Source organism: Paraburkholderia kururiensis JCM 10599 = LMG 19447 (genome assembly GCF_003986935.1).
Taxonomy (GTDB): domain Bacteria; phylum Pseudomonadota; class Gammaproteobacteria; order Burkholderiales; family Burkholderiaceae; genus Paraburkholderia; species Paraburkholderia kururiensis.
On the sequence record NZ_RJZE01000002.1, the window covers coordinates 212,709 to 236,921 of the forward strand.

Consider the following 24,213-nt stretch of genomic DNA (forward strand, 5'->3'; position numbering starts at 1 on the left):
ATGGCTTTAGACGGTCATCGGGTTGGGTTTGGCGGGATCGAGCGCGTACTTCGCGATGGCCTCGGCGACCAGCTTGCGATCGATCGTGCCTTCGTCGGCCAGCGCGTTGAGCGCGGCGACTGTGACCCAGTAGCGGTCCACCTCGAAGAAGTGGCGCAGCTTTTCGCGAGTGTCCGAACGGCCAAAGCCGTCGGTGCCGAGCACCACGTAGCGGCGCGGCACGAGCCCGCGAATCTGGTCGGCGAGCGCACGCACGTAGTCGGTCGAAGCAATCACCGGACCCTGCGTGTCCTTGAGCAGCTTCTCGACGTGCGAGACGCGGCGCGGCTCGGTGGGATGCAGCAGGTTCCAGCGCTCGATGTCGTGACCTTCGCGGGCCAGTTCCGTGAAGCTCGGCACGCTCCAGAGGTCGGCGGCAACGCCCCAGTCGTTCTTGAGCAGGTCAGCCGCGGCGATCACTTCATTGAAGATGGTGCCCGCACCCATCAGCTGCACGCGCGGCGCCTTGCTGTCGGCTTCGGCCTTGCGAAACGCGTACATGCCCTTGACGATGTCCGCTGCCACGTCCTGCAGGCTCGCGCTCTGCGGAATGGCCGGGTGCTCGTAGTTCTCGTTCATCACCGTGACGTAGTAGTACACGTCCTGCTGCTCCTGCACCATGCGGCGCAGGCCGTCTTGAATGATGACGGCAAGCTCGTAGCCGAAGGTCGGGTCGTAGCTCACGCAGTTCGGCACCGACGCCGCCCACAGCAGCGAGTGCCCGTCTTCGTGCTGCAGGCCTTCGCCGTTGAGCGTCGTGCGGCCAGCGGTGCCGCCCAGCAGGAAGCCGCGCGAACGCATATCGCCGGCCGCCCAGGCGAGGTCGCCGATACGCTGGAAGCCGAACATCGAATAGAAGATGTAGAACGGCACCATGATCTCGCCGTGCGTCGAGTACGACGTCGCGGCAGCGATCCAGTCGGCCATGCCGCCGGCTTCGTTGATGCCTTCCTGGAGGATCTGACCGGTTTCCGATTCCTTGTAGAACATCAGCTGGTCGGAATCTTCCGGCACGTACTTCTGGCCGTCCTGGTTCCAGATGCCGATCTGGCGGAAGAGCCCTTCCATGCCGAACGTGCGCGACTCGTCCGGCACGATGGGCACCACGCGCTTGCCGAGCGCCTTGTCCTTCAGAAGGATGTTGAGAATCCGCACGAACGCCATCGTCGTGGAGATTTCGCGACCTTCGCCCGTGCCCTTCAAGAGCGGCTCGAACGCTTCGAGCGCCGGCACCGGCAGCGATTCGGCCTTCTCGCGGCGCGCGGGCAGATAGCCGCCCAGCGTCTGGCGGTGCGAGCGCATGTACTCGAGTTCCTTCGAGCCTTCCTCGAACGTGAGGTAAGGCACGTCGACGATCTGTTCGTCGCTGATCGGCAGGCGGAACTGGTCGCGGAACTTCTTGAGCTGGTCCACCTGCATCTTCTTCTGCTGGTGGGTGATGTTCATGGCCTGGCCGGCCTCGCCCATGCCGTAGCCCTTGATGGTCTTGGCCAGGATCACGGTAGGCTGCCCCTTCGTCTGGGTCGCCTCGTGGAACGCCGCGTAGATCTTGTGCGGATCGTGGCCGCCGCGGTTCAGATTCCAGATATCGTCGTCGGACCAGTCGGCGACCAGCGCCTTCAGCTCCGAAGTGTTGAAGAAGTGCTCGCGCACGTAGGCGCCGGACTCGGACTTGTACGTCTGGTATTCGCCGTCCACGACTTCCATCATGCGGCGCATCAGCGCGCCGGTCTTGTCGCGCGCGAAGAGCGCGTCCCAGCGGCTGCCCCAGATCACCTTGATCACGTTCCAGCCCGCGCCGCGGAACTCGCTTTCGAGTTCCTGGATGATCTTGCCGTTACCGCGCACCGGGCCGTCGAGGCGCTGCAGGTTGCAGTTGATCACGAACACGAGATTGTCGAGGCGTTCGCGGCCGGCCATGCCGATCGCGCCGAGCGATTCCGGCTCGTCCGTCTCGCCGTCGCCGAGGAACGCCCAGACCTTGCGGCCTTCGGTCTTCGCGATGCCGCGCGCCTGCAGGTACTTCATGAAGCGGGCCTGGTAGATCGCCATGATCGGGCCCAGACCCATCGACACGGTCGGGAACTGCCAGAAGTCCGGCATCAGCCACGGGTGCGGGTACGACGAGATGCCCTCGCCGCCCACTTCCTGGCGGAAGTTGTCGAGCTGCTTTTCGGTGAGACGGCCAAGCAGGAACGCGCGCGAGTAGACGCCCGGCGACGAGTGGCCCTGCACGAACACCAGGTCGCCGCCGTGCTCGACGGAGGGTGCGTGCCAGAAATGGTTGAAGCCGACGTCATAGAGCGTGGCCGCCGAGGCGAACGACGCGATGTGGCCGCCCACGTTGGTGTGTTTGCCGGCGCGCAGCACCATGGCAATGGCGTTCCAGCGGGTGTACGAGCGGATGCGATGTTCGATGTCCTGGTCGCCGGGGTTCTTGGCCTGGCGCGCGACCGGAATCGTGTTGATGTACGGGGTGTTGGCCGAGAACGGCAGGTGTTCGCCGTGTACGCGGGCGAATTCGATCTGCTTCTCGATCAGGTAGTGGGCGCGGTCGGGGCCGACCGCGGAGATCACGCCATCGAGCGCGTCGAGCCACTCTGCGGTTTCCTGGGGATCGTCGTCCTTGTCGGCGGCAACATATTTGAGGACTTCGTCGGGTACAGCGGACATGCTCGTCTCCTGAATGTAACGGTCGCTGATGAGTGGACGACGCGGGCGCAAGCCCCGCCGCGCAGCTTCGGGCGATTGTAATGACTGCGTTCGGGCCCGCGCAACAAAAATTTTGGATCGCGAGATCGTTTCTCACAATGCGGAAAATTGCTGCAGCGCACGCCAGATTTGCTGGTCCGACGTCGTTACGTCGGCCAGTCTGCGCCGAATTGCCCTTGATTTGCTGCGTTTTTCACGTCATTTAGGTGACATGCGCTGAGCTACAATCCTGCCATGTTGACCGATCGGCTTTTCGCACGCTCGGCGCGGCCGCCCGGCAACCGGAGCGAGCCTTCGCCGACCCGCTGGCACCACGGACCGTGGTGGTCCAATTCCTATCTGCTCACGCCGCTCCTGTCGATCCTCGTGTTTCTGATCGTCATGAGCCTCATTTTGTGGAGCCTCAACCGCCGGGAGCAGCAACAGCAGGAAGACACGCTGTATCGCAACGTCGCCTGGGCGCAGCAGCAGATCCGCCTCTCGATGACAGGCGCCCAGGAGCAGCTCCAGGCGCTTGCCCGCGACCTCGCCGCGGGCCATGCCGATCCGCATTCGTTTCAGGTGTCGACCACGGACATCATGCAGGGGCATCCCGAGATCCTCTACATGAACTGGTACACGAGCGCGCAGACGCCGCGCTGGCCGGATACGGCGCTGCCCGTGCTCGGCCAGCGGCTCGCGCGCCCCAACGACAACCAGATGGACGAGGCCGTGAAGGCCGCCTTCGGCGAAGCGCGCAGCACGCGCCGCCAGGTGTACTCGCCGCTCATCTACGACGACCTCGGCAACGGCTACATCACACTGCAGACGCCGGTGTACCGCGACCGCGACTTCCTCGGCTCGATTGCCGCGGTGTTCTCGATCGAAGGCATCCTGAAGCACGACATCCCGCCCGAGCTTTCGGCCAAGTACAAGATCTCGATCATCGACGTCAACAACCGCGAGCTCGCCACCACGTCGACCCGCCCACGGCTGCCGCGCGACCAGTTCTACGACCTGCCGCTCGATCCGCCGGGCCAGGGCGTCTCAGTGCGGGTGTACGCATACCCGCAGATGACCAACTTCACCAACAACACGCTGGTGTGGCTGGTGGCGGGTCTGTCGTGCTTCGTGCTCTGGAGCCTCTGGAGTCTCTGGAAGCACACGCGCCAGCGCTTCGAAGCGCAGCAGGCGCTCTATGCCGAAGCGTTCTTCCGCCGCGCGATGGAAAACTCGGTGCTGATCGGCATGCGCGTGCTCGACATGCACGGCCGCATCACGCACGTGAACCCCGCGTTCTGCCGCATGACGGGCTGGGACGAAAGCGACCTCGTCGGCAAGACGGCGCCGTTTCCATACTGGCCGCGAGACGCGTATCCGGAAATGCAGCGCCAGCTCGACATGACGCTGCGCGGCAAGGCACCGAGCTCGGGCTTCGAGCTGCGCGTGCGCCGCAAGGACGGCTCACTCTTTCACGCGCGGCTCTACGTGTCGCCGCTCATCGACAGTTCGGGCCGGCAGACCGGCTGGATGTCGTCGATGACGGACATCACCGAGCCCAAACGCGCCCGCGAAGAACTGGCCGCCGCGCACGAGCGCTTCACCACGGTGCTGGAAAGCCTCGACGCCGCCGTGTCGGTGCTGGCCGCCGACGAAGCCGAACTCCTGTTCGCCAACCGCTACTACCGGCACCTCTTCGGCATCCGTCCGGACGGGCACCTGGAGCTTGCGGGCGGCGGCTTCGACAGCGCGCAGGCGTCCTCTGACTCGATCGACATGGTGGACACCTACGCCGGCCTGCCCGCGGCGGCGCTCACGGAAAGCACGGCGGACGCGCAGGAAGTCTACGTGCAGAGCATCCAGAAGTGGTTCGAGGTGCGGCGCCAGTACATCCAGTGGGTGGACGGCCATCTCGCGCAGATGCAGATCGCCACCGACATCACCACGCGCAAGCAGGCCCAGGAACTCGCGCGCCAGCAGGACGAAAAACTCCAGTTCACGAGCCGTCTGATGACGATGGGCGAAATGGCGTCGTCGCTCGCGCACGAACTCAACCAGCCGCTCGCGGCGATCAACAACTATTGCTCCGGAACCGTTGCGCTGGTTAAATCTGGGCGCACTACTCCTGACAATCTGTTGCCCGTGCTCGAAAAGACCGCCCAGCAGGCTGTGCGCGCCGGCATGATCATCAAGCGCATCCGCGAATTCGTGAAGCGCAGCGAACCGAAACGCCAGGCCACCCGCGTCTCGGACATCGTCGCCGACGCTGTGGGCCTCGCCGAAATCGAAGCGCGCAAACGGCGCATCCGCATCGTCACGGACATCCGCTCGCGCATGCCGGTCATCTACGTCGACCCGGTGCTGATCGAACAGGTGCTCGTCAACCTACTCAAGAACGCCGCCGAAGCCATGGCCGAGGCGCGCCCGAACGCCGTGGACCCGGTGATCCGCGTGGTCGTCAGGCTCGACGGCGGCTTTGTCTGTATCAGCGTGGTCGACCAGGGCCCGGGCGTGGACGAAGCCACCGCCGAGCGGCTCTTCGAACCGTTCTACAGCACGAAGTCCGACGGCATGGGCATGGGCCTCAACATCTGCCGCTCAATCATCGAATCCCATCGCGGGCGCCTCTGGGTCGTGAACAACGTCGAAAGCGACGGTCACGTCACGGGCGCCACATTCCACTGCAGTCTGCCTATAGGCGAACCTGACGGCCCGAGTCACGGCGGGTCCGAAGTGCCGACACCCCAAACCGTTACGGGAGAGCTATGAACAGCCCAGTCACCACCCAGGAAACCGTGTTTGTCGTCGACGACGACGAGGCCGTAAGAGACTCGCTGCGCTGGCTCCTGGAAGCGAACGGATACCGCGTGCAGTGCTTCGTCTCGGCCGAACAGTTTCTGGAGGCCTACCAGCCGGCGCACCAGGCGGGACAGATCGCGTGCCTGATTCTGGACGTGCGGATGTCGGGCATGAGCGGGCTCGAACTCCAGGAGCGCCTGATCGCCGAAAACGCCTCGCTGCCCATCATCTTCGTGACGGGCCACGGCGACGTGCCGATGGCCGTGTCCACCATGAAGAAGGGCGCGATGGACTTCATCGAGAAGCCGTTCGACGAAGCCGAACTGCGCAAGCTCGTTGAGCGCATGCTGGAAAAGGCGCGCAGCGAAAGCTCGAGCGTGCAGCAACAGCGCGCGGCCGCCGAGCGGCTCGGCAAGCTCACGGCGCGCGAGCATCAGGTGCTCGAGCGCATCATCGCGGGCCGGCTCAACAAGCAGATTGCCGACGATCTGGGCATCAGCATCAAGACAGTGGAAGCGCACCGCGCCAACATCATGGAAAAGCTCAACGTGAACACGGTGGCCGACCTGCTGCGTCTGGCGTTGTCGAACAAGCCGCAGCAGGCGCAGTAAGCGCAGGCGCGAGCGCCGAAGTCCCGCATGCCGGTCCACCGGGCGTCTCATGGAGCGCCGCACCGGACGGCATGCCGGGCTATCGCCCCCGGTGCCAGTTCGGGCGCAATGCCAGTTCGGGCGCAATGTGTGGTTTTCGCTCCGCTCGCTTCATCTCTCCGCTCCCTTCATCCCTCCGCCCGCCTCTGAACTTCGCGAGGCTCGCTGCCTTTCCCCGGCAGGAACGCCAGGCGGCAAAGGTATAATTCCGGACTTCAAAGCGGCCTGCCGCGCAGCAGCACAAAAAGGCACGTGCTGTCCCTGAACCGACAGGTTCATGGCCATGCGCGCCAAACGTGTCCCGTCCGCGCCGCCGCATGGCAGCGTTCACACGCGCCGCCCGCATTCCGAACTGCCCCTTTCGACCGACCATGACAGCCACCCTGATCGACGGACTCGCCCTTTCCAAGACGCTGCGCGCCGACGTAGCCCAACGCGCCGCCGCGCTCACCGCCCGCGGCCATCAGCCTGGCCTCGCGGTCATACTCGTGGGCGACAATCCGGCGAGCGAAGTCTATGTACGCAACAAGGTGAAGGCCTGCGAAGACAACGGCATCTTCTCGTCCTACGACCGCTATCCCGCCACGTTCAGCGAAGCGGAACTGCTCGCGCGCATCGACGAACTCAATCGCGACCCGAAGATCCACGGCATTCTCGTGCAGCTGCCGCTGCCCGCGCACATCGACAGCCACAAGGTGATCGAGGCAATCGCGCCGGAAAAGGACGTCGACGGCTTTCACGTCGCGAACGCCGGTGCACTGATGACGGGCAAGCCGCTCTTTCGTCCGTGCACGCCGTATGGCGTGATGAAGATGTTCGAGGCTTACGGCATTGCGCTCGCGGGCGCGAACGCCGTCGTGATCGGCCGCTCGAACATCGTCGGCAAGCCGATGGCGCTGCTGCTGCTCGAAGCCGGCGCCACGGTCACCATCTGCCACAGCAAGACCCGCGATCTGGCTGCGCACACGCGCGAGGCCGACGTGGTGGTCGCTGCCGTCGGCAAGCGCAACATTCTCACCGCCGACATGGTGAAGCCGGGCGCCACGGTGATCGACGTAGGCATGAACCGCGACGACGCCGGCAAGCTGCGCGGCGACGTTGATTTCGCGGGCGTGAAGGAAGTGGCGGGCCATATCACGCCGGTGCCGGGCGGCGTGGGGCCGATGACGATCACGATGCTGCTCGTCAACACGATCGAAGCGGCCGAGCGGGCTGCCGCGGGTTGACCTCAGCGCGCCGGCGCATCTCCCACCATTCCCGGGGCGGCGTCGTCGGGTAACTCGCCCGCTTCGCCCCACGCGGTCAGTTCTTCAGCCTCGCCTTCGCCGGTCATCGATTCCAGCACGGCGCGGCGTCGTACGGCGCGCTCCGTGCGCGCCCGCACCCACCTGAGCGCCGGACGCTCCACGCCGTGCCACGAGAGCGCCGCGCACGCCAGAATGAACGGCGCGGCGATCAGCACGGCCGTCAGATGATCGAGATGCGGCGCGAGATTGGCCACGCACTGCTGCACCACGAACCCGTAGATGTAGATGCCGTACGAGTAGTCGTTGCGCGGCACGAGGCGGCGCAACATGGGCGTGGTCGCCATCCAGAGCACGCCGTAGACGAAGGCGAGATAGAACAGCGGCTGCGCGGCCTCCGAATGATGCAGCGCGAGGTAGAGCGCCACGAGCCCCAGCGCGACCCGTCCGTCGAGCCGCACCGCGGCACGCCACGCGTAGAGCAGCATGCCGAACATGAAGAACAGCTCCGGCCAGAACGAATAGCCGCCCGCCTTCACCGAAAAGTCGCGCATGCCGATGTGAAACGGATGAACGTGGATGCGCAGCACGAACCCCAGCAGTCCGATTGCCAACGCCACCAGCGTGCCGCGCCGTGAAGTCAGCAAGCCGAGCGTGCCTGTCACCAGAACGATCAGATAACAGCGCACCTCGATGGGCAGCGTCCAGAGCGGCGCGCAGATGTCGTGCGCGAAGCGGTTGTGTTCGAACACGCCGGGCAGCACCCAGCCCTCCTTCAGCACGATGGTCCTGAAATTGTCGAGGTTGATCCACGTCGCGCGCGAACCGAAGTAGGTGGACAACGGCAGTGTCGTGAAGAGCGGGCCGAGCACCAGCACGACCACCAGCGAACCCACGGCCACCGCCGGCCAGATTCGCGCCACGCGCAGCGCGACGAAGCGGATGACCGAGCGCTGCCGCACGAAGCTCGCGGTCACGAGCATGCCGCTCATCAGGAAAAACGCATAGACGCCGAGCGCGCCGAACGAGTCGAAGCCAAGGGTGGCGGTGGCCGGGTCAATCGCGCTGTCGCCCGGCTGCATCAGAAACGAATGGCAGTACACCACCGCGACGGCGGCCAAGAGGCGCACGAGATCGAAATTGTTGCCGCGGCGCAGTGTGCCGGGCGGGGTCCCGCGTGCAAGGGCATGCGAAAGCAAGGTCATGGCGGCAGCATCCGTAGGCGGACGTCGGCGATAGTGGAAATGCGAACAGGCGCAGCGAAAGCGCGGATCGATTGGCGATCCCTCGGGGTCACGCGAAGAGTCACGCGAAGAGTCACGCGAAGGATCACGCGAATAAGTGGGCAGCGCCTTCGCAGCCGACACCGCGGCGAGCCTGCATGATGGGCCGCGTCCCGGCGAAAAACTGTTCGCTCACCCACGATCCGATACCGATTGCCGCACGGCGTGACGGGCGCCCTTCGTCCGCCTCTTGCCGGTTCCGTGCCCTGGCTCAAGCTGCGCGGGCGCCTCGCCCGAGCATGGCCCGGCAACTTCTGCTACCGTGCACAGAGCCCGGCGAGCGGGTTGGAAAGAGCGCGCCGCGCCCCAATAATGTCGGTATCCGGACGCACAGGGCGGACCGAAACACGCCGCCGCGGCTTCGGGCGAGCCGCACGCGAGCCCGCGCCCGTGATCCCTTTGCCCAGACACCGCAACCCACCGCGACAGACAGGAAGCACCATGTCCACTACCTCATCGACACAAAAGAATCCGCTTCTCGACTTCTCCGATCTGCCGCGCTTCGGCGACATCCGCCCCGAGCACGTCACGCCCGCGCTCGACGTGCTGCTCGCCAACGCGAACGCCGCCGTGGAGCGCGCGAGCCTGCCGGCCACGCCCGCGTCGTGGGTCGACGTCGTGGAACCGGTGGAGCGCGCCACCGAACCGCTGTCGCGCGCCTGGGGCGTGATCGGCCACCTCAATGCCGTGGCCGATACGCCCGAACTGCGCGCCGTCTACGGCGAAAACCTGCCGCGCGTGACCGAGTTCTGGTCGAGCGTCGGGCAAAACCTCGCGCTCTACGAGAAGTACAAGGCCCTTGCCGCAAGCGGCGATTTCGCGCTGCTTTCCGGCGAGCGCCGCAAGATTCTGGACAACGCGCTGCGCGACTTCCGCCTGTCCGGCGCAGAACTGCCCGAAGACCAAAAGCCGCGTTTCGCCGAACTGCAGGAACGCCAGGCTGCGCTTTCGAAGGCCTTTTCGGACCACGTGCTCGATTCCACCAACGCTTACGCGTACATCGCGACCGAGGAATCGCAGCTTGCCGGCCTGCCTGAAGACGCTGTCGCCGCCGCCCGCGAAGCCGCCGAAAAGGAAGGCAAGAGCGGCTGGAAATTCACGCTGCACTTTCCTTCGTACTTCCCGGTCATGCAGTACGCCGAGAACCGTGCGATGCGCGAGACGATGTATCGCGCCTACGTGACACGCGCCTCGGAACTCGGGCCCGTGTACGGCGGCGGCAAGCCCGAATGGGACAACACCGAGAACATCGCCGAACAACTGGCCCTGCGTGCCGAAGAAGCGAAGATGCTCGGTTACCGCAACTTCGCCGAGGTGTCGCTCGCGCCGAAGATGGCGGACTCGCCCGAGCAGGTCATGAGCTTCCTCGAAGACCTCGCGAAGCGCGCGCGTCCGCACGGCGAACGCGACTGGAAGGAGCTGCGCGAGTTCGCCGCCACCGAGCTGGGTCTCACGGCGCTCGAACCCTGGGACGTCGCGTTCGCCGGCGAACGTCTGCGCCAGAAGCGCTATTCGTTCTCGGAAAACGAGGTCAAGCAGTACTTTCCGGAAGACGTCGTGCTCAAGGGTCTCTTCAAGGTCACCGAAACGCTCTTCGGCGTGAAGATTCGCCGCGACGAAGCCGCCGTCTGGCATCCGGACGTGCGCTTTTTCCGCGTCGAGAACCCGGACGGCACGCTCGTCGCGCAGTTCTATCTCGACCTCTACGCGCGCGAAGGCAAGCGCGGCGGCGCATGGATGGACGACGCGCGCACCCGCCGCCGCCGCGGCCACAACGACGTGCAGACGCCTGTCGCGTACCTCACCTGCAACTTCTCGGCGCCGGTGGGTGGCAGGCCCGCGTGCTTCACGCACGACGAAGTCATCACGCTCTTCCACGAATTCGGCCACGGGCTGCATCACATGCTCACGCGCGTGGACGAGCTGGGCGTGTCGGGCATCAACGGCGTGGAGTGGGATGCGGTCGAGCTGCCGTCGCAATTCATGGAGAACTTCTGCTGGGAGTGGGACGTGCTCTCCGACATGACGCAGCACGTCGATACCGCCGCGCCGCTGCCGCGCGAGCTGTTCGACAAGATGCTCGCAGCGAAGAACTTCCAGAGCGGGCTCGGCACACTGCGGCAGATCGTGTTCTCGATGTTCGACATGGCGCTACACGTCGACTTCGACGCGGCCGGCGCGAAGAGCGCCAACGACCTCGCCCGCGAGATCAACGAGCGCTTCCACGTCATCGCGCAGGCGCCCTTCTCGCGCTGGCCCAACACGTTCAGCCACATCTTCGCGGGCGGCTACGCGGCGGGCTACTACAGCTACAAGTGGGCCGAAGTGCTGTCGGCCGATGCGTACGCCGCATTCGAGGAAGCCGCACAGAGCGCAAGCGGCAGCGTGCTCGACGCGGCCACCGGCACGCGCTATCGCCGCGAGATTCTGGAAGTGGGCGGCAGTCGGCCGGCGATGGAATCGTTCAAGGCGTTCCGCGGCCGGGAGCCGACCATCGACGCCCTGCTGCGCCACAACGGCATGACGGAGACGGTGTCGCACTGAGGTCTGCGGGTCTCAGCCGCGGCATTTTGCGACTGCGGCAGACAAGCAGGTAAGCAAAAAAAAGCGCGCAGCGGGTACCTTCCGCCGCGCGCTTTGTTTTGTATGTGCCTTGTGTGTGCCTTGTGTGTGCCTTGTGTGTGCCTTGTGTGTGCCTCGTAGGTGCCTCGTAGGTGCCTCGTGTGAGCCCGGTGAGGCGATCGAAAGCAACCTCAGCGATGCAGCCGGAAATCGATCTCGTGCGGCCGTCCTTCGAGAGAAAGCGCCGCGCGCGCAGCGGGCATGCGGCTCACCACCTTGCCGCGCCTGACCACGGAGAGCCGCGTCGCACGCAGACGGATCGCTTCGACAGGATCACGCGCGTCGAGCACCACGCAGTTCGCCTCACAGCCCGGCGCAATGCCATACCCTTCGAGCCCCAGGATGCGCGCCGGATTCACGGTGACCATGTCGAACGCCGCGCGCATGGCGTCCAGGCCCGTCATCTGCGCGACGTGCAGGCCCATGTGCGCCACTTCGAGCATGTCGCCGGAGCCGAGGCTGTACCACGGGTCCATCACGCAGTCGTGGCCGAATGCCACCTCGATGCCCGCCGCGGCGAGTTCCGGCACGCGCGTCATGCCGCGCCGCTTCGGGTAGGTGTCGGAGCGCCCCTGCAGCGTGATGTTGATGAGCGGATTCGCGATGGCGGCCACGCCCGCCTCGCGCATGAGCGGCAGCAGTTTGCTCACGTAGTAGTTGTCCATGGAATGCATCGACGTGAGATGCGAGCCCGCCACGCGGCCATGCAGGCCGAGTCGATGCGTCTGCGCCGCGAGCGTTTCGATGTGACGCGAGAGCGGATCGTCGGACTCGTCGCAGTGCATGTCTACGCGCAGGCCCTGGTCCGCCGCGAACTCGCACAGAAGTCGCACGGATTCCGAGCCGTCGGCCATCGTGCGCTCGAAATGCGGAATGCCACCTACCACGTCCACCCCCATCGCGATGGCGCGCTTGAGATTGTCGAACGCGCCGGGACTGCGCAAGAGACCGTCCTGCGGAAAGGCCACGAGTTGCAGGTCCAGATACGGCGCCACGCGCCGCTTCACTTCGAGCAACGCCTCGACGGCGAGCAACCGGCTGTCGCAGACGTCCACGTGGCTGCGAATAGCCAGCAGCCCGCGCGCCACGGCCCAGTCGCAGTATTCGAGCGCGCGTTCGACGAGCGCTTCCTGCGTCAGTTGAGGCTTCAACTCTCCCCACAGCGCGATGCCCTCCAGCAGCGTACCGGACGCGTTCACGCGCGGCAGGCCGTACGAGAGCGTGGCATCCATGTGGAAATGCGCGTCCACGAACGGCGGGCTCACGAGCGAACCCGAAGCGTCGATCTCTTCGCGCGCCGTGGCGGCAAGCCGCGGCTCCACGGCGGCAATGCGGCTGCCCTCGATACCGATATCGACGGTCCCAGCTTCGCCGTGGGCGTTCTGATGCGACGCGAACATGCCGGGCAACACGGCGCGGCGGATGATGAGGTCCATGAGCGGCTCCTGAGTGTCCGTCGATTTTATCGGCGACAGAAAGTGTGCGGGAAGTCCGGCATGTCGATGTGAAGGCGCGACTACGTCGGCACGTGGGCGCTTTCCGACCGACGTCCGCGTTGTACTAACATGCATCGCCATGGACACACTCGAACTGCAACCCGGCACGCTCTGGCCGGCTCTGCTGCGGCAAACGGAGCACGCGCTGCGATGCGAGGCGCTGCGCCCCATCGAGACCACCGAGACTTCGATTGAAGATCACGGCGTACGCTTCGTCGTGCGTCAGGTGTCGAGCCTCGCGCTCAAGGCGCGCGCTCGCGAGGCGCAAGTTTCAGTGCGCACAGCAGCGCACACGCCTTGCAACCCCTTCCTGCCCTACGATCCCGACCTGTTCGTCGCGAGCGTTTCGCCCACGCACGTCGCGCTGCTCAACAAGTTCAACGTCATCGATCACCATCTGCTGATCGTGACGCGCGCCTTCGAACGCCAGGAAGCATGGCTCGACCTCGCCGACTTCACGGCGCTCGCGGCCTGCATGGCGGAGTTTGACGGGCTCGGCTTCTACAACGGTGGCCCTGCCGCGGGCGCAAGTCAGCCGCACAAGCATCTGCAGATGGTGCCGCTCGCGTCTGATGGCGGCCCAGGCGGCAGCGTGCCGATGGAAGCGGCCTGGCGCGACGTGCCGCCCGCCTGCGGGGTACCGCAATCGGTGCCGGCACTGCCGTTTTGCCACGCGTTCTGCCGGCTCGACCTGCCCGCCGACAATGCATTTCGCGACGAAGCCGCGCGCAGGCTCGAAAGCGCCTATCGCGCGCTGCTGGCGGCGGCAGGCATGAGCGGCATCGAGACGACGGGAGAGCAGTTGCAATCGGGGCCGTACAACCTGCTCGCCACACGCCGCTGGATGCTGGTCGTGCCGCGCGCCGCGGAATGCGTGGAGGGCGTATCGGTCAACGCGCTGGGCTTCGCGGGATCGCTGTTCGTGCGCGACGCGCAGCAGTTGGATGTGGTGAAAAGATGGGGGCCGATGAAGCTGCTGGAGCGCGTGACGCTGCCAGGGGCGACGATATTGCCGGCAGCGCCTGGCTGATGGTTGATAACCGATAAGGGGCAACGGTTCGCGACCCGCACGGATTCCGCGAGGACGCAACTCGATGCGACGAGGTTGCAAGGCTACAAGGCTGCAAGCGACACGGCCAGGCCTCGCACGGCCCAACGCAACAAGCGCGCTGCCCTCCGCCGCGAAGCAGTCGTCACGGCATCAGCCGCACCGCATCACGCGCGCCGATCATCCTCGTGCCCTTGCGCCTCTTCGTCGATGCCGGCCTGCTGGTCGACCTCGATGCCGGCTTCGTCGTCGCCTTCGTCGTCGGCTTCCTCGGCGTGGGCCAGCGGCACATCCTCGCCGTCTTCATCGAACAGCGTGAACTGTCCGCGCAGCGCCGCGTCGTCCTCTTCCAGCCGTACGCCCACGCCCAGCAGCCGCACCGGCTGATTGCGTCGAGCGAAGCCCTTCTCGAGCAGCGCGAGCAGCGTAGGCAGATGCGTCGCCTCGCCAACGCACTCCACCGTGGTGCGCTGAAAATCGGCGAAGCGGATCTTCACGAACAGCTTGCGCACGGCCGCAGCGGCACCGGCCCGCTCGATGCGCGCATCCAGTTGCGCCGTGAGGCGCCGCAATTCGGCCGCGCATTCGTCGAGCGTCTGGAGATCGGTCACATAGGTGGTCTCGACGCTCACGGACTTGCGCTCGCGGTCCGCGCGGACGGGGCGCTCGTCGATGCCGCGCGCCAGTTCGTAAAGCCGCTGGCCGAACACGCCGAAGTGCCGGTGCAGATCCACGAGCGGCCACTCGCGCAGTTGCGCGCAGGTAGTGAGGCCCAGCTTTTCGAGCTTCGCCGCCGTCACCTTGCCGACACCGTGAATCTTGCGCACCGGCAACGCGGCGACGAAGGCATCCACCTCGTGCGGACGCACCACGAAAAGCCCGTCCGGCTTGTTCCAGTCCGAAGCGATCTTCGCGATGAACTTGCTGGGCGCCACGCCCGCCGACACGGTGACGCCCACCGTCTCGCGCACACGCTCGCGAATCTCCCTGGCGATGAGCGTCGCGCTGCCCTTGCAGCGGTCGGATTGGGAGACGTCGAGGTAGGCTTCGTCGAGCGAAAGCGGTTCGACGTCGGCCGTGTAGTCGTAGTAAATGGCCATGATCTGACGCGACGCGATGCGGTACTTCTCCATGGCCGACGGCAGGATCAGCAGGTCCGGACACTTGCGCATGGCAAGCGCCGACGACATGGCCGAATGCACGCCGAAGCGCCGCGCCTCGTAATTGCAGGTGGCAATCACGCCGCGCTGGTCGGGGCGGCCGCCCACGGCGAGCGGCCGCCCGCGCAACGAGGGGTCGTCGCGCATTTCGACCGACGCGTAGAAGCAGTCGCAATCGCAGTGAATGATCTTGCGGGCGGGGGAGTCAGCCGGCGCGGGCGGCATGGATCAGGCGGCATCCGTCACGTTCGAGGTGACAGTACTGTACAAAAACACAGTATGCTTTTCAAGCGTGCAGTGCGACATGAAATCGGCCTCGCGGTCGCCCGTGCCACGCCCGGCACGCCATCGCCTCGGAGCGAATGGCCCGCGCCCACGCCCCTGGCGCGCCGGACTTCAGCCTTCGGCTTCCGCTCCCACGAGCGGCCGCCCCGGCTCATCGGCCTCTAACTCATCGGCCTCCAACGCGCCGCGATCGAGCACGGCGCGGGCGCGGTTCATGTCGATCGCCTTCTCCCAGCGCGCCACGACCACCGTGGCCACGCCGTTGCCGATCAGGTTCGTCACGGCGCGCGCCTCGTTGAGGAAGCGGTCCACGCCGAGCAGCAGCACAAGGCCCGAGACGGGAATGCTGCGCATCGAGGCAAGCGTCGCCGCCAGCGCGACGAACCCCGCGCCCGCTACGCCCGCCGAACCCTTCGAGGTCAGCAGCAGCACGGCCAGCACGAGCAGCTGGTCCCCGAGGCTCAGGTGAATGTTCATGGCCTGCGCGACGAAGATGGCCGCCATCGTGAGGTAGATCGCGGTGCCATCGGCGTTGAAGGTGTAGCCCGTGGGCAGCACCATGCCCACCACCGGCCGCGCGCAGCCGAGCTTTTCGAGCTTGATGAGCATCTGCGGCAACACCGCTTCCGTGGAGGCGGTGCCGAAGGTCACGAAAATCTCGTCCTTGATGTAGCGCAGGAACTTCCATAACGACAGCCCGCACAGCCGCATGGCGAGGCCCAGCACGATCACGACGAACGCGATCGAGGTGACGTAGAGGCACAGCATCAATTCGCCGAACGAGGCAAGCGTGCCGATGCCGTACTTCCCCACCGTGAAGGCCATGCCGCCGAACGCGCCGATGGGCGCGACCCACATGACGATGCGCACCACGCCGAACATCGCCTGCAGGAACATGTCGAGCATGTCGACGAAGGGCGCGGCGCGCGGGCCCAGTCGCGCAAGCGACACAGCGAGCAGCACCGAAAAGAAGATGACGGGCAGCATCTCGCCGTTGGCGAAGGCGCCCACCACGCTGTTGGGCACGATGCTCATGAAGAAGTCGAGCATGCCGTGCTGATGGGCGGCGTGCGTATAGCTCGCGATGGCCGCGCTGTCGATGTGTGCGGGATCGACGTTCATGCCGCGGCCCGGCTGCACGACGTTGACGACGACGAGACCGATGCCGAGCGCGAACGTCGACGCAATCTCGAAGTAGACGATCGCCTTCATGCCCACGCGCCCCGCGGCGTGAATGTCCGTCATGCGGGCAATGCCCACCACTACCGAGGCAAAGATGATCGGCGCGAGCAGCATCCGGATCAGCCGGATGAACAGATCGCCGAGCGGCTTGACCTGCGTGCCGACATCGGGGAAGAAGTGGCCCACGGCCACCCCCGCGACGATGCCGATCAGCACCTGAACGTAAAGCCTCGAAAGATACTTCCGAATGGTTGCAACCCGCATGACTGTCTCCTGTGCGTGGCGAGTTCCACGAACGGCGGATCTGTTTGCGGCGCCGCGCCCGATCTGTCGAGCGCGGCGCCCTGCCCGCCTGTTCTCTGTCTTCCTTGGTTTTTTCCCGTGTCAGAGCGGCGACTACTCGGCCAGCTTGCGCATCTCGGCGTACAGATCCGCCTTGCCTTCGAAGCCGATGCCGGGCAGATCCGGCATCGTGATATAGCCGTTCTCCACCTTCACGCCGTCGGGGAAGCCGCCGTACGGCTGGAACAAATCCGGATACGACTCGTTGCCGCCAAGTTCCAAACCGGCCGCAATGTTGAGCGACATCTGATGGCCGCCGTGCGGAATGCAGCGGGCGCGCGACCAGCCGTGCTGATGCAGCATGTCGAGCGTGCGCAGATACTCGACAAGGCCATAGGCCAGTGCGCAGTCGAACTGCAGCCAGTCGCGGTCGGCGCGCATGCCGCCGTAACGGATCAGGTTGCGCGCGTCCTGCATCGAAAACAGGTCTTCGCCGGTGGCCATCGGCTTGTCGTAGTAGTTGCGCAGCGTGGCCTGCAACTCGAAATCGAGCGGATCGCCCGGCTCCTCGTACCAGAACAGGTCGTATTGCGAGAGCGCCTTCGCGTACTGGATCGCGGTATCCAGATCGAAGCGCCCGTTGGCGTCCACGGCGAGCTTCTGGCCGTCGCCGAGCACGCTCAGAATCGAGTCGATGCGGCGCAGGTCCTCGTCGAGCGAGGCGCCGCCAATCTTTTTCTTCACCACCGTGTAGCCGCGGTCGAGGTAGCTGCGCATCTCGTCCTTGAGCTTGCTGTGGTCCTGGCCCGGATAGTAGTAGCCGCCCGCCGCGTAGACGAACACCTTGCGATCCGGCTGGCCGTTGCCGTAGCGGTCCGCGAGCAGCTGGAAGAGCGGCTTGCCTTCGATCTTCGCCACGGCGTCCCAGACCGCCATGTCGATGGTGCCCATCGCGACGGAGCGCTCGCCATGACCGCCCGGCTTTTCGTTCGTGAACATCGTCGCCCAGATCTTGTGGGGATCGAGGTTGTCGCCCGTGTCGTCGACGAGCGAGGCCGCATCGGCTTCCAGCACGCGCGGAATGAAGCGCTCGCGCATCAGCGTGCCCTGCCCGTAGCGGCCGTTCGAGTTGAAGCCGTAGCCGATCACCGGCTTGCCGTTGCGAACGACGTCCGTCACCACGGCCACGAGGCTCAGCGTCATCTTGCTGAAATCGATGTAGGCGTTGCGGATGGACGAACTGATGGGAACGGTTTTTTCGCGTATTTCGACGATTCTCATGGTGTCTCCGTGCTTCGCGCCGCCCGTGCGGCAGCGTTGGGAGCCGCTAGATTATTCGCCGTGACCGCCGTTATGATTCACCGAAACTCATTACTTCATTAACTTTCAGTGAAGACCGACATTGCGTCCAACCTGGAGTTCTTCGTGCTGCTGGCACGCCACGGCAACCTGGCCGCCACGGCACGCGAACTCAATCTGACCCCGCCCGCGGCCACCAAGCGGCTCTCACAGCTCGAAGCCCGCCTTGGCGTGCGGCTCGTGAACCGCACCACGCGCCACGTGAGCCTCACGCCCGAGGGCGAGACCTACCTGCATCACGCCACGCGCATCCTTGCCGCGCTGCGCGAGATGGAAGACGCGGTGAGTTCGAGCCATTCGGTCCCCAAAGGATTGCTGCGCGTGAACGCGACGCTCGGCTTCGGGCGCACGACGATCGCGCCGATCGTCTCCGAATTCGCGAAGCGGTATCCGCATGTGGAAGTGCAACTGGACGTGACGGACCGGCCTGTCGATCTCGTGGAAAGCGGCATCGATCTGGCCATCCGCTTTGGCTCGCTGCCGGACCAGCGGCTCATTGCGCGCCGCGTCATGTCGAATCGCCGCTTTCTGTGTGCGTCACCGCGCTATCTGGAACAGCACGGCGCGCCGGAGAATCTTGCCGACCTCGCGAACCACACCTGCATCGTGCACCGGCAAAACGACAACGCGTACAGCGTGTGGCGCTTCGAGCGCCACGGCGAAAGCCACGCGGTAAAAGTGCACGGCACGCTCTCGAGCAACGACGGCGACATCGTGCTCGGCTGGGCGTTGGACGGGCACGGCATTCTCGTGCGTTCGGAGTGGGATCTCGCTAAGTACGTGGCGAGCGGCCGGCTGCGCATCGTGTTGCCCGAGTTTGTGCAGCCGTCCGCGGACCTGTTCGTGTACTACCCGAACAAGCGCAACCAGTCGGCGCGGGCGCGAGCGTTCATCGATTTTTTGATCGAGCGCTTCAACGGCATGAACGGATACGAAGTGCCAGTCGGCAAAGAGGATGGAACGAAGCGGCAGGAGGGAAAGCGAAGAACAAAGCGCGATGCAGGGCGAAGTGGGGGATGAGACCGCACGTGAGGCCGGCGATCGTAGTTGCGTGACGCGCCGCTTGCCGTTTCGATCTCCCGGTATCGAGCCGCAGCACAGCGACGCAACAAAACAAAAAGCCCGCTTGAAGCGGGCTTTTTGTTGATCTGTCTTCTGACGCTTTCGCTCTGCACCGTGGCGCGGCAACTTCAACATGCTGCGCATTCTGCGGTACTGGTTGCGGGGGTAGGATTTGAACCTACGACCTTCGGGTTATGAGCCCGACGAGCTGCCAGACTGCTCCACCCCGCGTCCGTCAGAAGAATTGAATTATAGCCACTCGTGCCGCCCGCGTCAAACACCTCACATGCGGCGGCACCTCTTCGACGTTCACCGCATCGTGCAGGTAGCGGTGACAGGACTGCGCCGCCGTTCATGCATAATGTCCTACCTCATTTTGCAGCGCTCGCGTCCAATGAAAATCGCTACGTGGAACGTCAACTCCCTGAAGGTTCGTCAGCAACATGTGATCGACTGGCTCGAACTGAGCCAGACCGACGTGCTCTGCCTCCAGGAACTGAAGCTGCCCAACGAGAAGTTTCCGCGTGCCGAACTCGAGGCCAGAGGCTACAAGAGCTGGTTCGCCGGCCAGAAGACCTATAACGGCGTGGGCATTATCGTGCGCGACGGAATCGCCGTGGACGAGGCCAGCGTCGTGCGCAACATTCCCGGCTTCGAAGACGAGCAGCAGCGCGTGATCTGCGCCACCGTGGAAGGCGTGCGTGTGATCTCGGCGTACTTTCCGAACGGCCAGGCGCCCGGCACCGACAAATTCGCCTACAAGCTGCGTTGGCTCAACGCGTTGCACGACTGGATCGCAGGCGAAATGACCCGGCATTCGAAGCTCGCGCTGCTGGGCGACTACAACATCGCGCCCGAAGACCGCGACGTGCACGACCCCAAAGCCTGGGAAGGGCAGAACCTCGTTTCGCCCGAAGAGCGCGCGCAATTCGAGCGCCTCGTCGCGCTGGGCCTCGTCGATGCGTTCCGGCTCTTCGATCAGCCTGAAAAGAGCTTCACGTGGTGGGACTACCGCATGCTCGCGTTCCGGCGCAACGCGGGTCTGCGCATCGATCACGTGCTGCTCTCGAAAGAGCTTGCGCTCAACTGCACACTGTGTGACGTGGACAAGACGCCGCGCAAATGGGAGCAGCCTTCGGATCATGCGCCCGTGTTTGCGCAGATCGGCTGAGCGTCGGCGTGGCAGCCTGGCCTTGGCGAGCGGCGCGGGTCGTGAGGCTGCCGCCCCGCCTTCGCTTACTTCATCTTTTCCTCATCTGTTCGCTGCCCCGGTCCCGTCATCGTTGGGGAGCGCGAGCGTCCCCCACAGGAAGCCGAACACCAACGCGTCGTAGTGCGCGCGTTCGAGTGCGTCGCTGCCCGAACCGTGTCCTCCTGCCGTGCTTTCCAGGTACCACACGCCTGCGTGCCCCTGCGCCTGCATGCGCGCCGCCATCTTGCGCGCGTGCGCCGGATGTACGCGGTCGTCGCTGGCCGAGGTCGTGAAGAGCACCGGCGGATACGCCACACCGGCCTTCACGTTGTGATACGGCGAGATGGCCGCGAGCGCGCGCGCCTCGGCTGGCTCGTCGGGATCGCCGTACTCGTCGAGCCATGAAGCGCCCGCGTGCAGCCGGTGATAGCGCTGCATGTCGAGCAGCGGCACCTCGCACACCACCGCGCCGAACAACTCCGGCCGCTGCACCATGCACGCGCCGACGAGCAGCCCGCCATTGCTGTCGCCCTGAATGCCGAGCTGTTTCGGTGTCGTCACGCCGTCTGCGACCAGCTGTTGCGCGACGGCGATGAAATCGTCGAACGAACGTTGACGACGCGTGCGTTGCGCGGCCGTGTGCCAGGCAGGGCCATACTCGCCGCCGCCGCGAATATGGGCGATCGCGTAGACGCCGCCGCGTTCCAGCCAGCCGATGCCGGGCCCCACGAGATAGTGCGGCGTGAACGGAATCGCAAAGCCGCCATAGCCGGTGAGCAGGCAAGGCTGCGGCGATGGCGTGTCGCCTTCGAGCACGCCGCGCGGTCCAATGATCGTGTACGGCACGCGCGTGCCGTCTTTCGACACGGCGTGTCCGTGCTTCACGACGAGCGGCGTAGCGTCGAACTGCGTGGGCCAGCGGTCGATGCGCTCCCAGTTCGCGAGATCATTCGCGGCGAGGTCCGCGAGCCCGTACTCGGGCGGCTGCAGATAATCGTCGACGTCTACATAGACTTCGTCGTCGAGCGTCTCTTCCACGGGCGAGATATCGACCTGCGCGGTGCCGCTCGCCGCGCTCGCCGCGCTCGCCGCAAACGGCCGCGACTGCCACGTCCACGCCCCGCTCTCGCCATCTTGCGAGGCAAGCCACAGCATGGTGCGGCTACGCACGTCGTCGAGCCAGGACACGATCAGATAGTGGCGCGTGTGCGTCCATTCGCATGCGGAGGTCACGGGCGTCGGCGTGAAGAGCGAGACGAAGTCACGCCGGCCTGAGAGAAACGCGTCCTCGCGGATCGCCAGCAGCGATCCGCCGGCATACAGCGCGCCCTCGCAGTGCCAGTCGAGCCGCGGTTCGAGCAGCAGCCACCCCTGCCACGCGCCCACAGCGACGTGCGCAGGCACCTCGTAACGCTGCCAGGTTCCGCTCGCGTCGAGCCAGAACGTATGCGAGTCGAAGAAGTCCACGCCGCGTACCACCTCGTGACGGTGTTCGACAGGATCGTAGTCGGCCTCCACGCTCACGTCGTCGAACGCGCCGCGAAACACGACAGGCGCCTCGGCGAGCGGCGAGCCGCGCTGCCACCGGCGCACTTCGCGCGGGTACCCCGAACGCGTGAGCGCACCGCGCGCACGGTCCCCACGATCCCAACCGACGTAGACCGAATCGCGGTCGATCCACGTCACCGTATGCTTGCCCTCGCTTTCGATCGCGAAGCCACCCTCGACGAACCTGCGCCGCTCGATGTCGAACTCGCGCACGACGGTGGCGTCCGCCCCGCCCGGCGAGAGCGCAATCAACGCGCGGTCGCCGTCGGGATAGAGAATCTCGATGTCCGCGCACACCCACGGCACGCCCTCTTCGGCGCCCAGTGCATCGAAATCGAGCAGCGTCTGCCATTGCGGTGCGCGGTTGCGCCAGCTCGCCCACGAGGTGCGTCGCCACAGTCCCTTCGGGTGTGCGTCGTCTTCCCAGAGGTCGTAGGCCCAATCTTTCCAGCGCGTGGGAATGACGGGCCGCTCGCGCGGCAGATAAGCCTGTGCGAGGCGCGCAGCGAGCGCCTCGAACGAGGCGCCGGTTTGCCAGGCGGCATGCGTGCGCGCGTTCTGCTCGTTCACCCAGGCGAGCGCGGCGGAGTCGTCGAGGTCTTCGAGAAAACGAAAGGGATCGGGCTGGCGAGGCCACGGGGAAACACGCGCGGTGCGCGTGCTGCTAGCCGGAGAACCCCGGCCGCGCCGGGAAGAAGATGCGGGCATGATCGGCTGAATGTATTCGACAGCGTCGATTATGCCCGCGGGCGCCGCTACTCCAGGTTGAGCTCCTGGATCTTGCGCGTAATCGTGTTGCGGCCAATGCCAAGCCGCTCGGCCGCTTCGACCTTGCGGCCGCGCGTGAAGTCGAGGGCCTCGCGGATCACCGCCGCCTCGAAGCGGCGCGAGAGCTCGTCCATCACGTCGGCCGAGTTTTCGCGCAGCAGACGTGCCACTTCCGTGCGCAGTCCGCTTTCCCATGCGCTCACGGGCGGCGGTGCCGGCATGCCGGTGGGCACGGCCGCGGCAAGCGCCGGTTGAACCGTGCCGTTCGGCGCGACGCCGGCCACTGCGCCAGCCGTCCCTTCCGCGATCGCGGCGCCGGCCATGGTCAGTTCGGGCGAGCCGGCCTGAGCCGGCACGAGATCGGGCGGCAGGTCCTTGATCTCGATGGTCTGCGCCGGCGCCATCACCGTGAGCCAGTTCGCGAGATTTTCGAGTTGCCGCACGTTGCCTGGAAACGGCAGCGACGACAGATACGCGAGCGCCTCGTCGGACACGCGCTTGGGTTCCACGCCGAGTTCACGCGCGCTCTTTTGCAGGAAGTGGCGCGTGAGCAGCGGAATGTCCTCGCTGCGCTCGCGCAGCGCCGGCAAACGCAGGCGAATCACATTGAGCCGGTGATACAGGTCTTCGCGGAACAGCCCCTGGCGCACGCGCGACTCCAGGTTCTGGTGCGTGGCGGCAATCACGCGCACGTTGGCGCGCAACGGATTGTGGCCGCCCACGCGATAGAACTGCCCGTCCGAAAGCACACGCAGCAGGCGCGTCTGCAGATCGAACGGCATGTCGCCGATTTCGTCGAGAAAGAGCGTGCCGTTCTCGGCCTGCTCGAAGCGCCCCTGGCGCATGGCCTGCGCGCCCGTGAACGCGCCGCGCTCGTGGCCGAACAGTTCCGACTCGAGCAGGTCTTTCGGAATCGCCGCCGTGTTGAGCGCGATGAACGGACCGCTTGCGCGCGGACTATGCCGGTGCAGCGCACGCGCCACGAGTTCCTTGCCGGTGCCGGATTCGCCGGTGATGAGCACAGTGGCCGCCGAATGGGAGAGCCGCCCGATGGCGCGGAACATGTCCTGCATCGCGGGCGCCTGGCCCAGCATTTCGGGCGCTTCGGCTACGCGCTCGTCGTAGGGGTGTTCGCCGCGCACGCTCTCGTCCACGGCGCGGCGGATCAGCTCCACGGCCTTGTCGACGTCGAACGGCTTCGCGAGGTATTCGAACGCGCCGCCCTGGAAGGCGGCCACGGCGCTATCGAGATCCGAGAACGCCGTCATGATGATGACGGGCAGCCCCGGCACGCGCTCGCGCACGGTCTGCAGCAATTCGAGCCCGGAGCCGCCGGGCATGCGGATGTCCGACACCAGCACCTGCGGGCTGTCGTGGTCGAGCGCGCTCGCGGCTTCGCGCACGTTCGCAAAGCTGCGTGTCGCGAAGTTCTCGCGCGCGAGGGCCTTTTCGAGCACCCAGCGTATCGATTGGTCGTCGTCTACTATCCAGATCGGCTTCATA

Annotated in this window: 15 protein-coding genes and 1 tRNA gene; 7 read left to right on the plus strand and 9 right to left on the minus strand. The window is 65.6% G+C overall.

Translation table 11 applies throughout. The annotated features are described in order from the left end of the window. Positions 1-6 precede the first annotated feature (6 nt). Complete coding sequence (gene aceE, locus PKKP23_RS03130; RefSeq protein ID WP_126875747.1) at positions 7-2,712, minus strand: pyruvate dehydrogenase (acetyl-transferring), homodimeric type; 2,706 nt, start codon at positions 2,710-2,712, stop codon at positions 7-9. Positions 2,713-2,985: 273 nt separating this feature from the next. On the opposite strand from aceE, the gene fixL reads away from it, so the two are divergent. From fixL to folD, 3 genes are all read left to right on the plus strand, one after another. Further along, entirely contained in the window at positions 2,986-5,499 is a 2,514-nt protein-coding gene (fixL, locus tag PKKP23_RS03135; RefSeq protein ID WP_017777978.1) for an oxygen sensor histidine kinase FixL, read from the plus strand. Next, the gene (gene fixJ / locus PKKP23_RS03140; protein WP_017777977.1) at positions 5,496-6,140 is read left to right on the plus strand and encodes an oxygen response regulator transcription factor FixJ; all 645 of its coding nucleotides are present in this window, start codon (positions 5,496-5,498) and stop codon (positions 6,138-6,140) included. Before fixL ends, fixJ begins: the two co-directional genes overlap by 4 nt. A gap of 410 nt (positions 6,141-6,550) precedes the next feature. Further along, complete coding sequence (gene folD, locus PKKP23_RS03145) at positions 6,551-7,405, plus strand: bifunctional methylenetetrahydrofolate dehydrogenase/methenyltetrahydrofolate cyclohydrolase FolD (protein ID WP_126875748.1); 855 nt, start codon at positions 6,551-6,553, stop codon at positions 7,403-7,405. A gap of 2 nt (positions 7,406-7,407) precedes the next feature. Here folD and PKKP23_RS03150 read toward each other — a convergent pair whose 3' ends face one another. Continuing rightward, a complete protein-coding gene (locus PKKP23_RS03150; RefSeq protein WP_126875749.1) occupies positions 7,408-8,628 on the minus strand; it encodes an acyltransferase family protein in 1,221 nt (406 codons plus the stop codon). Positions 8,629-9,147: 519 nt separating this feature from the next. On the opposite strand from PKKP23_RS03150, the gene PKKP23_RS03155 reads away from it, so the two are divergent. After that, positions 9,148-11,250: a M3 family metallopeptidase gene (locus PKKP23_RS03155; RefSeq protein WP_126875750.1), complete on the plus strand. Its 2,103-nt coding sequence runs from the start codon at positions 9,148-9,150 to the stop codon at positions 11,248-11,250. Between the two features lie 209 nt (positions 11,251-11,459). Here the strand turns inward: PKKP23_RS03155 and PKKP23_RS03160 are convergent, their stop codons facing one another. Further along, on the minus strand, positions 11,460-12,764 hold the full coding sequence (locus tag PKKP23_RS03160; protein ID WP_126875751.1) for an amidohydrolase family protein: 1,305 nt from the start codon (positions 12,762-12,764) through the stop codon (positions 11,460-11,462). A 139-nt stretch (positions 12,765-12,903) separates the two neighbouring features. Between PKKP23_RS03160 and PKKP23_RS03165 the strand changes: the two genes are divergently transcribed. Further along, on the plus strand, positions 12,904-13,854 hold the full coding sequence (locus tag PKKP23_RS03165) for an ATP adenylyltransferase family protein (protein ID WP_126875752.1): 951 nt from the start codon (positions 12,904-12,906) through the stop codon (positions 13,852-13,854). A 185-nt stretch (positions 13,855-14,039) separates the two neighbouring features. Here the strand turns inward: PKKP23_RS03165 and dinB are convergent, their stop codons facing one another. The 3 genes from dinB to PKKP23_RS03180 form a co-directional block, all read right to left on the minus strand. Next, positions 14,040-15,257: a DNA polymerase IV gene (gene dinB / locus PKKP23_RS03170; protein ID WP_126875753.1), complete on the minus strand. Its 1,218-nt coding sequence runs from the start codon at positions 15,255-15,257 to the stop codon at positions 14,040-14,042. Between the two features lie 171 nt (positions 15,258-15,428). After that, entirely contained in the window at positions 15,429-16,763 is a 1,335-nt protein-coding gene (gene dctA / locus PKKP23_RS03175) for a C4-dicarboxylate transporter DctA (RefSeq protein ID WP_126875754.1), read from the minus strand. 132 nt (positions 16,764-16,895) lie between these two features. Then, positions 16,896-18,062 (minus strand): mandelate racemase/muconate lactonizing enzyme family protein, encoded by a 1,167-nt coding sequence (locus PKKP23_RS03180; protein ID WP_126875755.1) that lies wholly within the window; start codon positions 18,060-18,062, stop codon positions 16,896-16,898. Between the two features lie 108 nt (positions 18,063-18,170). Between PKKP23_RS03180 and PKKP23_RS03185 the strand changes: the two genes are divergently transcribed. Continuing rightward, positions 18,171-19,160 (plus strand): LysR family transcriptional regulator, encoded by a 990-nt coding sequence (locus tag PKKP23_RS03185; protein ID WP_126875756.1) that lies wholly within the window; start codon positions 18,171-18,173, stop codon positions 19,158-19,160. Positions 19,161-19,356: 196 nt separating this feature from the next. On the opposite strand, the gene PKKP23_RS03190 is transcribed toward PKKP23_RS03185, so the two are convergent. After that, positions 19,357-19,433, minus strand: a tRNA-Met gene (locus tag PKKP23_RS03190). Positions 19,434-19,596: 163 nt separating this feature from the next. Here PKKP23_RS03190 and xth point away from each other — a divergent pair. Continuing rightward, entirely contained in the window at positions 19,597-20,373 is a 777-nt protein-coding gene (gene xth, locus PKKP23_RS03195) for an exodeoxyribonuclease III (RefSeq protein ID WP_126875757.1), read from the plus strand. Positions 20,374-20,454: 81 nt separating this feature from the next. On the opposite strand, the gene PKKP23_RS03200 is transcribed toward xth, so the two are convergent. Both PKKP23_RS03200 and ntrC read right to left on the minus strand, forming a co-directional pair. After that, positions 20,455-22,650 (minus strand): prolyl oligopeptidase family serine peptidase, encoded by a 2,196-nt coding sequence (locus PKKP23_RS03200; RefSeq protein WP_126875758.1) that lies wholly within the window; start codon positions 22,648-22,650, stop codon positions 20,455-20,457. Between the two features lie 47 nt (positions 22,651-22,697). Then, positions 22,698-24,212, minus strand: coding sequence for a nitrogen regulation protein NR(I) (gene ntrC / locus PKKP23_RS03205; RefSeq protein ID WP_017777965.1), 1,515 nt, complete (start codon positions 24,210-24,212; stop codon positions 22,698-22,700). Position 24,213 lies beyond the last annotated feature (1 nt).